At 46.5% G+C, this 10,000-nt stretch carries 10 protein-coding genes; 2 read left to right on the top strand and 8 right to left on the bottom strand.

The window, feature by feature from the left end; translation table 11 throughout:
• Nucleotides 1-142 precede the first annotated feature (142 nt).
• From fabG to yceD, 6 genes are read right to left on the bottom strand one after another with little or no spacing between them, the layout of a single operon-like run.
• The gene (gene fabG / locus LDL40_RS12455; protein WP_300995702.1) at nucleotides 143-892 is read right to left on the bottom strand and encodes a 3-oxoacyl-ACP reductase FabG; all 750 of its coding nucleotides are present in this window, start codon (nucleotides 890-892) and stop codon (nucleotides 143-145) included.
• Between the two features lie 14 nt (nucleotides 893-906).
• Nucleotides 907-1,842, bottom strand: coding sequence for an ACP S-malonyltransferase (gene fabD / locus LDL40_RS12450; protein ID WP_300995701.1), 936 nt, complete (start codon nucleotides 1,840-1,842; stop codon nucleotides 907-909).
• A gap of 30 nt (nucleotides 1,843-1,872) precedes the next feature.
• A complete protein-coding gene (locus LDL40_RS12445; RefSeq protein ID WP_300995700.1) occupies nucleotides 1,873-2,832 on the bottom strand; it encodes a beta-ketoacyl-ACP synthase III in 960 nt (319 codons plus the stop codon).
• 6 nt (nucleotides 2,833-2,838) lie between these two features.
• Entirely contained in the window at nucleotides 2,839-3,879 is a 1,041-nt protein-coding gene (gene plsX / locus LDL40_RS12440; RefSeq protein ID WP_300995699.1) for a phosphate acyltransferase PlsX, read from the bottom strand.
• Nucleotides 3,880-3,885: 6 nt separating this feature from the next.
• On the bottom strand, nucleotides 3,886-4,053 hold the full coding sequence (gene rpmF, locus LDL40_RS12435) for a 50S ribosomal protein L32 (RefSeq protein ID WP_008898943.1): 168 nt from the start codon (nucleotides 4,051-4,053) through the stop codon (nucleotides 3,886-3,888).
• Nucleotides 4,054-4,071: 18 nt separating this feature from the next.
• On the bottom strand, nucleotides 4,072-4,599 hold the full coding sequence (gene yceD / locus LDL40_RS12430) for a 23S rRNA accumulation protein YceD (protein WP_300995698.1): 528 nt from the start codon (nucleotides 4,597-4,599) through the stop codon (nucleotides 4,072-4,074).
• A gap of 207 nt (nucleotides 4,600-4,806) precedes the next feature.
• Here yceD and LDL40_RS12425 point away from each other — a divergent pair, with 207 nt between their 5' ends.
• A complete protein-coding gene (locus LDL40_RS12425; protein ID WP_300995697.1) occupies nucleotides 4,807-5,400 on the top strand; it encodes a nucleoside triphosphate pyrophosphatase in 594 nt (197 codons plus the stop codon).
• A 155-nt stretch (nucleotides 5,401-5,555) separates the two neighbouring features.
• Here LDL40_RS12425 and LDL40_RS12420 read toward each other — a convergent pair whose 3' ends face one another.
• Both LDL40_RS12420 and rluC read right to left on the bottom strand, forming a co-directional pair.
• On the bottom strand, nucleotides 5,556-6,203 hold the full coding sequence (locus tag LDL40_RS12420) for an HAD family hydrolase (protein ID WP_300995696.1): 648 nt from the start codon (nucleotides 6,201-6,203) through the stop codon (nucleotides 5,556-5,558).
• Nucleotides 6,203-7,162, bottom strand: a complete 960-nt coding sequence (gene rluC / locus LDL40_RS12415; protein WP_300995695.1) for a 23S rRNA pseudouridine(955/2504/2580) synthase RluC — start codon at nucleotides 7,160-7,162, stop codon at nucleotides 6,203-6,205. Before rluC ends, LDL40_RS12420 begins: the two co-directional genes overlap by 1 nt.
• 608 nt (nucleotides 7,163-7,770) lie before the next feature.
• Here rluC and rne point away from each other — a divergent pair.
• The coding region (rne, locus tag LDL40_RS12410) for a ribonuclease E (protein ID WP_300995694.1) at nucleotides 7,771-10,000 on the top strand (2,230 nt) is incomplete at its 3' end.

Below are 10,000 nucleotides of genomic sequence, written 5' to 3'. Positions count from 1 at the left end.
TTCGCTCTGTCACCCCAATCACATAGGACAGCTATGTTCATGGGGACTCTTCGCTTGTCGTCGCGCTGCAACTCCAATTACTTTGGCTAATAGCCTTAGCTCATGAAGGTGCAATACAACTTCAATCACATCGGCTAAAAACTTACACCATATACATACCACCGTTGATATGGATGGTTTCACCCGTAATATAGGCCGCCGGACCTGAAGCCAAAAAGGCTACAGCGGCTGCTATTTCTTCCGGCTGGCCCAGACGATTTGCCGGGACCTGGCTGAAAATTGCTTCTTTTTGCTCATCTGACAATTCTTTGGTCATATCGGTGTCGATAAAACCTGGCGCAATAGCGTTCACAGTGATACCACGAGATGCTACTTCTTTGGCTAACGACTTAGTAAAACCTAATACGCCCGCTTTCGCTGCTGCATAGTTAGTCTGACCCGCATTACCCATAGAACCTACCACTGAACCTATACTGATGATCCGGCCGTGACGCTTTTTCATCATGCTACGCAGCACAGCTTTACTTAAACGGTACACTGATGTCAAATTGGTTTGCATGATATCGAACCATTCCTCTTCTTTCATGCGCATCAACAAGTTATCGCGGGTAATACCAGCGTTATTCACCAGAATATCAATATCGCCAAACTGAGCTTTTATCGTCTCTAAACACTGCTCAATAGAGGTTGTATCGCCGACATTTAACACCAGGCCCAAACCTTTGTCACCTAAATAAGCAGAAATAGCTGCAGCGCCTGATTCAGTTGTTGCAGTTCCAACCACTTTAGCGCCTAAAGCGGCTAATTGTTCAGCAATAGCACGACCGATACCGCGGCTCGCACCTGTGACTAAGGCCACCTGACCTTCTAACGAAATAAATGAAGTTGTCATTGTCTTTAAGCCTTTTATTCTGCAGCTAAAGCGTCTTTTAACGACGCTACATCTGTGACTGATGCTGTATTCAGCTCTTTGTTAATACGTTTAATTAAGCCACTTAATACCTTGCCGGCACCCAGTTCAATCACTGTATCTACGCCTTGCGCAGCTAAAAATTCAATACTTTCTGTCCAGCGCACCGGACTATACAGCTGACGCACTAACGCATCTTTGATTGCCGCGGCATCTGCTGCTGCAACAACATCGACATTGTTCACTACAGGTATGACAGCTGTATGAAACGAAATACTGTTTAAATTAGCGGCCAGTTTATCTGCGGCTGGCTTCATTAAAGCGCAGTGTGAGGGGACAGACACAGGTAAAGGCAACGCACGTTTGGCACCAGCCGCTTTACAAAGTTCATTGGCTCGTTCTACCGCAGCTTTATTACCGGCAATGACCACCTGACCTGGCGAGTTGAAATTGACAGGAGAAACCACTTCGCCCTGTGCAGCTTCAGCGCAGGCTTTGGCAATCAGCGCATCGTCCAGGCCAATAATGGCAGACATGGCACCAGTACCAGCTGGCACAGCCAGTTGCATATACTGACCACGTTTTTCTACAAGCTTGACGGCATCAGACAAGGTCAATACACCAGCGCAAACTAACGCTGAGTACTCACCTAAAGAGTGACCAGCTAAATAAGCAGGAGTTGCACCGCCCTGTTCCAGCCATACGCGATACACTGCAACAGAAGCTGTTAATAACGCAGGTTGAGTGCGGTGAGTTTCATTTAATTCGGTATCAGGGCCATTGGCCACTAATGCCCATAAGTCATAACCTAAAGCCGTTGAAGCTTCAGCGAAGGTGTCACGCACTGTTGCAAATTCAGCATGCAGTTCGGCCAACATACCGACGCTTTGTGAACCCTGTCCTGGAAATACCAATGCAAGTTTGTTGTTCATCATTGTTCTCGCAATATTCTCGTACAATCGTTAATAGCGTATTAAAGCCGAAGCCCAGGCAAAACCACTGCCAAAGGCTTCAAGCAATATAGTTTGTCCGCGCTGGATACGGCCGTCACGGACAGCTTCGTCTAAGGCGGTAGGAACAGTTGCTGCTGAGGTATTGCCGTAACGGTCGAGGTTGATCACCACCTGTTCCATCGACATATCCAGTTTACGGGCCACAGCAGAGATAATGCGCAAGTTGGCCTGATGTGGCACTAACCAGTCAATTTGTGATTTATCCATATTGTTGGCAGCAAGGGTTTGCTCAACCACTTCAGATAAACGGGTGACAGCAACTTTAAAGACTTCGTTGCCTTTCATCGCGCCCCAGGAGTTATGCACTGAAGCTTCGTCACCCCGAATCGGATTGTCGACATACAATAATTCGGAGTATTTACCATCAGCATGAATATGAGTAGATAAAATACCTGGCTGCTCTGACGCTTCTAAAATAACGGCACCAGCGGCATCACCAAATAAAATCACCATACTGCGGTCTTCAGGGCTCATTAAACGCGATAAACAATCTGCGCCTATCACCAGTACTCGTTTTGCCATACCACTTTTTACATATTGGTCAGCAATACTCAAGGCATAACAAAAACCAGCACAGGCTGCAGCTACGTCAAAAGCAGGAATGCCCGGCATATCCAGTTCACGCTGCACTTCGCAAGCTGCACTTGGCAAAGCACGAGCGGCGCTGGTGGTGGCCATGACAATCATATCGATGGAGTTTTTGTCGATGCCTGCAGCTTCAATAGCTTTTAATGCAGCCTGAGCGCCCATAGTAGCGACAGTTTCATTGTCGGCTATGATGCGGCGTTCTTTGATACCAGTTCGTTCGATGATCCACTCGTCTGTGGTTTCAACCATGGTTTCGAGATCAGCATTGGTTCTGACCTGAGACGGAAAGTAACTTCCGGTTCCAATAATGCGTGAATACATTGGGCCCTACGCTTTGTCAATTAATACGTGTTCCAGCCTGTCTTTGATCTTCACCGGCACCTGGCGTTCAACCTCGCGCACGGCCTGACGGATGGCACTAAGAAATGCTTCTTTTGTCGCATTTCCATGACTTTTCACTACAATTCCGCGCAATCCTATCAGACTTGCCCCGTTATACTGGTCGGGGTTCACACCTAAAGACATACTTTTCAGAAAAGGTTTGATTAACCAGCCGAAAAGTTGAGCAGACATTGAGTTTTTCAGTGCAGTTTCTAAGCGTTTTAAGATGAGTTTCGCTACACCTTCACAGGTTTTCAGCGCCACATTGCCAACAAAGCCATCACAGACAATCACATCAGCCTTGCCGGAAAAAATGTCATTGCCCTCGATGTAGCCAATGTAATTGATATCCGCACATTCGGATAAGAGTAAGGAGGTTCGTTTGATTTGATCCGAACCTTTGATTTCTTCTTCGCCCATGTTCAGCAAAGCCACTTTGGGTTTGACTATGCCTTCGACTTCTTCAGCCATCACAGCGCCCATTACAGCAAACTGGAATAAGGTATCTGAATCACAATTCACCGTCGCTCCCAAATCCAGCATAAAGACCGGACTGCCGACAGTTGAAGGCAAGCTGCTGATTAAGGCAGGACGCTCGACACCGTTAAGCATCTTCAGAACAAAATGTGCCATCGCAATCAAAGCTCCGGTATTACCGGCGCTGACACAGGCGGCCACTTTATTTTGTTCAACTAAATCCAGCGCAATACGCATCGAGGACTGGCGCTTATTACGCAAAGCCACTGAGGGTTTGTCTGTCATCAGAACTTGTTGCGAGGCATGTTGAATAGACAGCTGAGGGTGGTTTAGATATCCAGCCTGTTCTAGTTCATGGGTAAGAATTTCAGAATCGCCGCAAAGGACTAAGTCTACATGAGGAAATTCACACAGCGCTTCTATGGCTGCAGGAATAGTTGATTGGGGGCCATGGTCGCCCCCCATCATGTCTAAAGCTATTTTAAGTCGTAGTGGTTGCAACGAGTGCATCCAAACTTACTTAATTACTTTACGACCTTTGTAGTAACCATCTTCAGTGATGTGGTGGCGACGGTGCGTTTCACCTGAAGTTGCGTCTACAGACAGCGTTGGCCCAGTCAACGCATCATGAGAACGACGCATGTCACGTCTTGCACGAGATTTTTTGTTTTGCTGTACAGCCATTGCCTTTCTCCTAAAAAACTATTTTTTCTTCAATTCTTGCAATATTGCAAATGGGTTCGGTTTTTCTGGTTCTGGTTCTATTTCTCCCCAGCTCATCTGCACTTTAGCTGGATCACAAGATCCTTCGTCGTGCATCGGAAACAAGGGTAAAGCCAGAATTAATTCGTCCTCAACCAATTGCCTCAAGTTAACTTCGCCGTGTTCGTTTTTTTCGACCACTTCGTAGCGCTCTGGAATATCATCGTGAGCCGAATCTTTGTCACTCCGGATTGGAGTGTATGCAAAACTGGTGTTCAGTTCCAGACCCATATGTTCGTTACAACGTTCACATGTGACCTCAACCTGACATTGGGCCTGACCTTCAATAAAGATCAATCCCTGTTCATCAGTTCCACAATGTACTACTACGTCTACATCACCCTCAGAACTTACTAACGATTCCGTTAATCTGGTTAAATTCACCAGCGGAATAATGCCGTCAAACGTTGAACGTTTTTGCGCGGCCCGTGTTGGATCAAGGGTAATTGGAATTTTTACCTTTTGCATAAGGCGCGCATCATATAGATCGAGGCTAGAGCTGTCAAAGGATTCCTGCCTCTTTTTTGTTAATTTTACTGCCTAAACCGCTGTTGTTGCGCCAGTTCTGGCTAAAGTTGGTTAAAGTCATTGCTGTTTTAACAAACCATGCCAACAAAGTTGCAACTTCACTCAGGAAGGGTATAGTGCGGCGCATTGTCCCAACGAGGTGCTTATATGTCAACTCAAGCTCTGTTTTTGGCCTCTACTTCTTTGTATCGTAAGGCCTTACTGGAAAAACTTACTCCGAACTTTTCTACGGCTAAACCGGAAGTCGACGAAACAGCTTTACCGGGCGAAACACCGGAACAACTGGTCAGCCGCTTAGCTGTATTGAAAGCTCAGGCTGTGGCCAATAACCTGACTGAAGGCTTGGTCATAGGCTCCGATCAGGTCGCCGTGTTTAATGGTCATATCCTCGGTAAACCTCATACCGCTAAAAATGCCTATAAACAGTTAAAGAGCTTCAGTGGCCATAGTGTCACCTTTTTAACAGGCTTAGCGCTAGTCAACGCCCAAACTAAGCAGTACCAGCTTTGTGTTGAACCCTTCAAGGTGCATTTTCGTCAACTGACGGACGCGGAGATCCTTTCTTATGTAGAGAGAGAGCAACCACTGAACTGCGCTGGTAGTTTTAAAAGCGAAGGTTTGGGTATTAGTTTATTTGAAAAGCTCGAAGGCGACGACCCAAATAGCTTAATAGGCCTGCCATTGATCCGTTTATTAGAGATGCTAAGAAACGAAGGCAGGGATTTGCTAACTCAACCTTAATCCCCGTCGTACTTGAAGCCGTAGCTTTGTTGACTTCGCTTCTCGCCCCAGTCACATAGGTAAACTATGCTCCTGGGGTCTGGTGCACTTGTCGCCTCGCTACAACTCCAATTACTTAGGGCATACCAAGTATAGAAATGAATTTAAATGAAAAATCAGAGTGCTGTTAACAACTCTGGCAGCGAATCAATAATAGCCTTAGGCTGATAACGACTTAGCTCTTCCCTGCCGTGCACACCATGAGTCACGCCAATACGTGGCATCTCTATGGCCTGTGCCATAGCCATATCATGAATAGTATCCCCTACCATCACAGCGCGATGCGCAGGTAAATTCAGTTCAGAGAGAATTTGCTTCAGCATGTCCGGGCTTGGCTTCGATTCAGCTTCGTCGGCGCAGCGGCTGGTGCTGAAGTAAGGCTCTAACCCAGTTTCTTCAAACATCCGTTTCAAACCTTTGCGAGCTTTACCTGTAGCCACAGCTAACAGCAAACCTTGTTGCTTCAGCTGCTGCATCACTTGCTCTGCCCCTTCAAATAAAGGCGTCGGCGGATGATCGTGCGACAAATACTGGTCGCGGTAATGTTCAAATACAGTCTGGCGCTGTGTGGCATTAATACCAGGGAATAAAATATCAAATACAGGGTCCAGACTCAGACCAATAATTTGTTTGACCTGATGCTCTGTCGGCACCACTAAGCCGGACAACTCTGCCGCAGAGCGCATAGAGGATACAATGCGCCCGACTGAGTCCATCACTGTGCCATCCCAGTCAAAAACCACTAAAGCTATATCCGAACTCATTATTTTCTCTTCAGCTTTTCAAGAATACCACTTAACGCATTATCCAAAGGTGCGTCGCAGCTTAATTGCTTGCCTGTCCCAGGATGGGTAAAAGTTAAGGTCTTAGCGTGCAAATACAATCGGTTTAACCCGAGTTTCTGCATTTGTGAGGTAAATTCGTTGTCGCCGTATTTATCATCGCAGGCGATAGCATGGCCTTTACAGGCAGTATGCACCCGAATTTGGTGAGTACGGCCGGTTACAGGAAAGGCTTCAACTAAGGTGCCTTCTTCATAACGCTGCAATATTTTAAAGCGGGTTTCTGAAGGTTTACCTAAAGCCTCATCCACTTTCACGACCCGTTCTCCACTTTGTAAGGTGTTTTTGCGCAGTGGCTCTGTGACTTTTTTGATTTTGCTGTCCCACTGCCCTGCCACTAATGCCCAGTATTTTTTCTCTACCGTTTTTAAGCGCAACTGTTCGTGCAGATTGGTCAGCACTGAGCGTTTTTTCGCAATCAATAAACAACCTGAAGTATCACGGTCTAAACGATGCACCAGTTCCAGATGACGGGCTGTTGGGCGCAGAGCACGTAAGGCTTCAATCACACCAAAAGACAAACCGCTGCCACCATGCACCGCCATGCCTGTTGGTTTGTTTAACACTATTAAGTCGTTGTCTTCAAAAAGAATATGGCTTTCGAGGTTTTTCACCATGGCAAGACCAATAGACACAGGCTCTTTTTCAGGTTCGTCATGGACCACCAAAGGTGGCACCCTCACCTGATCACCGGCTTGCAGTTTGTACTCAGGTTTTATTCTTTTTTTATTAACCCGTACTTCACCTTTACGCAAAACCCGATAAATCACACTCTTTGGTATGCTCTTCAACCGTGCCATTAAGAAGTTATCTATGCGTTGACCGGAATAATCTTCTTCTACATCAATGTATTGCACCGGAGTTTTGATATTTTCAGTCATGCGTTTCAGTTACTCTGCTAAGCTTAAATTAAGTTGCTATTGGTCGCTAATTAGTGGGATAATTACCGGGCTAATTATGCCAAAAATGGCAATTAGGGCGCTCAAAGTGACGTAAGAGAAAATGTGAGGCACCGTTCGGGAGGCAGATCATACCGAATTCGTTGGGAAAACCAACGTATTTATACTCTGCGAGCGAGAATAACGCTATTTGTCTGAAGTAATGCTGCGTAATTTATTACTGACAGAGACAAAACACAGCTTCCGGTCACTTAGGCAAAAAAAAATTGCGACAACGCAGCGCGGTATCGCGCGATCTCTGTGTCAGATCACAGCAAAAAACATTTAAGTGCGGCCCTGACAAGGCGGCGCCAAATATACCTGAACAGTCTTAAGTTAGACGAAGGTAACCAGCAGGCTGGCCATGACGGACTAAGATCCCTCAGATGCAGCCATATAGGTCCACCTGAAGTAACACAGCAGTAAAGGTATAAAATGAGTTAGCTCAAGCATCCCCAGTCGAGAGACTGCAGCTTTGATATGTTTGACCATCTGAAACGCGGACGCAGGATGTCGTTGCGTTGTGGCCTATGTAATAGAGTCACAAAACAATGAAAAGAATGTTAATTAACGCCACGCAGGAAGAAGAAATCCGCGTAGCACTTGTCGATGGACAAAAATTATACGACCTGGATATTGAAAGCCCAGGACACGAACAGAAAAAAGCAAATATCTACAAAGGAAGAATCACCCGGGTTGAGCCCAGTCTGGAAGCAGCTTTTGTTGATTATGGCTCTGAACGCCATGGCTTTTTACCTCTGAAAGAAATCTCCCGCGAATATTTCCCTGCCGGTTATACCTTTGACGGTCGCCCAAATATTAAAGAAGTGGTCAAAGAAGGTCAGGAAGTTATTATCCAGATTGATAAAGAAGAACGTGGTCAAAAAGGCGCGGCCTTAACCACTTTTATCTCTTTAGCTGGTTCTTATTTAGTACTGATGCCTAACAATCCCCGCGCTGGTGGTATTTCCCGTCGTATTGAAGGGGACGAGCGTCAGGATTTAAAAGACTCGCTGGATCAATTACAACTGCCAGACGGCATGGGTTTAATTGTTCGTACCGCTGGTGTGGGCAAATCTCACGAAGAGCTGGATTACGACTTAAAAGCCTTATTAAAGCACTGGTCTGCTATTACGCATGAAGCACAAAACCGCCCTGCACCATTTCTGATCCATCAGGAAAGCAACGTAGTGTTCCGTGCTATTCGTGATTATCTGCGCCGTGATGTTGGTGAAATACTGATCGATAACCCACGTATTTTCGAAGAAGCCAAAGTTTATATTCAGCAGTTCCGTCCTGATTTTGCCCACCGCGTTAAAATGTATCAGGGCGAAGTGCCACTGTTTATGCACTTCCAGATTGAAACTCAGATTGAATCCGCTTTCCGACGTGAAGTGCGTTTACCTTCTGGTGGCTCTATCGTCATCGACAGCACTGAAGCTTTAACTGCCATTGACATCAACTCGTCAAAAGCAACTAAAGGTGGTGACATCGAAGAAACCGCTTTTAATACCAACTTAGAGGCAGCCGATGAAATTGCCCGTCAGTTACGTTTACGTGACTTAGGTGGTTTGATTGTGATCGACTTCATCGATATGACGCCAGTGCGCCATCAACGTGAAGTAGAAAACCGCTTAAAAGACGCCGTAAAACAAGACCGTGCCCGCGTGCAGATTGGCCGCATTTCACGTTTTGGTTTACTGGAAATGTCACGTCAGCGTTTACGTCCTTCACTGGGCGAGTCGGCAACTCATGTTTGTCCACGTTGTCATGGCCGCGGCACTATCCGCAGCACTGAATCTTCCGCTCTGTCGATTTTACGTCTCATCGAAGAAGAAGCTATTAAAGACAACACCAGTCAGATCCATGCTCAGGTCCCGGTTTCTGTAGCCACTTACCTGATGAATGAAAAACGTGATTCAGTGCGTCGTATTGAAAGCCGTCATGGTATCCGGATTTACATCATTCCTAACGAACATATGGAAACGCCAAACTATGAAGTGACGCGCATTCGTATCGATGAAGAGATTGAAGAATCCAGCTATAACATGGTGAAAGCTCCTGCGATCGGCAGCGCTGTGTATCACCCTATCGGCGAAAACGTCAAAGAAAAACCAGCGGTCTCTGCTATCAATATGGCTGAGGCCTCAGCAGCTGCCCCAGCGCCAGCAGCTCGCAAAGTCGAAACTACAGTAGCAAAAGATGCGGGACCTGGCTTGGTTGAGTCTGTGGTGGGTTGGTTTAAATCTTTATTCGCTGCTGCGCCAGCACCAGAGAAAAAAGTTGAAGAAGCTCCACGCCGCAACAATAACCGTGACAACAACAGACGTCGTAACAACAAAAATCGCCGCCGTCAGGAAGGGGATGAAAAAGTTGCAAAAGACGACAACGCTGCTCCAGCGAAAGCTGAACGTCCAAATGAACGAAATCAGGAACAACGAGCTCCAAGACAGGATAAAGCTCGTCAGGAACGTGGTGAACGCCCGGAACGTGGAGAACGTCCAGAGCGTGCTGAACGTGGTGAAAGACCTGAGCGTACTGAACGTCCTGAACAGAAAAAAGTTGTATCAGAACGTCCAGCTCCGGTCAAAGCCGTAGACCATGATGAAGAGCATAGTTCTAAGATTGTGGAACGCCGTCAACGTCGTCAGATGCGCAAGTCGGTGCGTCATGAAAAAGAAGGTGTAGAAGCAGTCGCGGTGACAGTAGAGACTGCTGCAGTAGCTCCTGTTGTTGAAACAGCAGCAGTGGCACCAGCTGTTAGTGATACTGTGTCAGAAG

It is taken from the genome of Rheinheimera sp. (assembly GCF_020217005.1).
Classification (GTDB): Bacteria; Pseudomonadota; Gammaproteobacteria; order Enterobacterales; family Alteromonadaceae; genus Pararheinheimera.
Note: the sequence above shows the minus strand (reverse complement) of the source record. Positions and strands in the feature narration are given on the sequence as shown.

Bases quoted from the DNA above. Each gene is read 5' to 3' on its own strand.
- fabG (WP_300995702.1), bottom strand. From the start codon at position 892: ATGACAACTTCATTTATTTCGTTAGAAGGTCAGGTGGCCTTAGTCACA.
- fabD (WP_300995701.1), bottom strand. From the start codon at position 1,842: ATGAACAACAAACTTGCATTGGTATTTCCAGGACAGGGTTCACAAAGC.
- LDL40_RS12445 (WP_300995700.1), bottom strand. From the start codon at position 2,832: ATGTATTCACGCATTATTGGAACCGGAAGTTACTTTCCGTCTCAGGTC.
- plsX (WP_300995699.1), bottom strand. From the start codon at position 3,879: ATGCACTCGTTGCAACCACTACGACTTAAAATAGCTTTAGACATGATG.
- rpmF (WP_008898943.1), bottom strand. From the start codon at position 4,053: ATGGCTGTACAGCAAAACAAAAAATCTCGTGCAAGACGTGACATGCGT.
- yceD (WP_300995698.1), bottom strand. From the start codon at position 4,599: ATGCAAAAGGTAAAAATTCCAATTACCCTTGATCCAACACGGGCCGCG.
- LDL40_RS12425 (WP_300995697.1), top strand. From the start codon at position 4,807: ATGTCAACTCAAGCTCTGTTTTTGGCCTCTACTTCTTTGTATCGTAAG.
- LDL40_RS12420 (WP_300995696.1), bottom strand. From the start codon at position 6,203: ATGAGTTCGGATATAGCTTTAGTGGTTTTTGACTGGGATGGCACAGTG.
- rluC (WP_300995695.1), bottom strand. From the start codon at position 7,162: ATGACTGAAAATATCAAAACTCCGGTGCAATACATTGATGTAGAAGAA.